The sequence below is a fragment of the Caballeronia arationis genome, assembly GCF_001544975.2.
GTDB lineage: Bacteria > Pseudomonadota > Gammaproteobacteria > Burkholderiales > Burkholderiaceae > Caballeronia > Caballeronia arationis.
Genome location: NZ_FCOG02000556.1, coordinates 1 through 730 on the forward strand (window position 1 = coordinate 1; position 730 = coordinate 730).

Below are 730 nucleotides of genomic sequence, written 5' to 3' on the forward strand. Positions count from 1 at the left end.
GTGAAAGTAGGTAATCGTCAGGCTCCTCATGCAGCAAAACAAAAACCCCACCCCCCAAAGGTGGGGTTTTTGCGTTCGGTTTCTGCTATAAGTGAGAGGATTAATCGAGACGGATCACGTGCCGCGCTTGACAATGGTGCGATGAGCCCTCATAATTGATAGTTCTCTGCGGAGGGGTGCCCGAGTGGCTAAAGGGGGCAGACTGTAAATCTGTTGGCTTACGCCTACGTTGGTTCGAATCCAACCTCCTCCACCAGAATTTAAGCGGTAGGGAATCAAGGCCCGTGCGGGTGTAGCTCAATGGTAGAGCAGAAGCCTTCCAAGCTTACGACGAGGGTTCGATTCCCTTCACCCGCTCCAGTGTCAATGGTTGCGCCCATGTGGCTCAGTGGTAGAGCACTCCCTTGGTAAGGGAGAGGTCGGCAGTTCGATCCTGCCCATGGGCACCAGCAACGCCAGTCTAGAGTGTTTGCGCGCGGCGCAAGGTACGAAAATCCTGTTAGGAGTCGAAAATGGCCAAAGGTAAATTCGAGCGGACCAAGCCGCACGTGAACGTTGGAACGATCGGTCACGTTGACCACGGCAAGACCACGCTGACGGCAGCGATCACGACGGTGCTGACCGCGAAGTTCGGCGGTGAAGCGAAGGCGTACGACCAGATCGACGCGGCACCGGAAGAAAAGGCGCGTGGCATCACGATCAACACCGCGCACGTCGAGTACGAAACGGC

General features: G+C 56.2%; 1 protein-coding gene and 3 tRNA genes. All 4 read left to right on the top strand.

All coding sequences use genetic code 11. The features are described 5' to 3' along the window. Nucleotides 1–170: 170 nt before the first annotated feature. Nucleotides 171–256 (top strand) — tRNA-Tyr (locus AWB81_RS43805). Nucleotides 257–286: 30 nt separating this feature from the next. Then, nucleotides 287–360, top strand: a tRNA-Gly gene (locus tag AWB81_RS43810). 14 nt (nt 361–374) lie between these two features. Continuing rightward, nucleotides 375–449, top strand: a tRNA-Thr gene (locus tag AWB81_RS43815). 63 nt (nt 450–512) lie between these two features. Then, the coding region (locus tag AWB81_RS43820; protein ID WP_235026279.1) for a GTP-binding protein at nt 513–730 on the top strand (218 nt) is incomplete at its 3' end.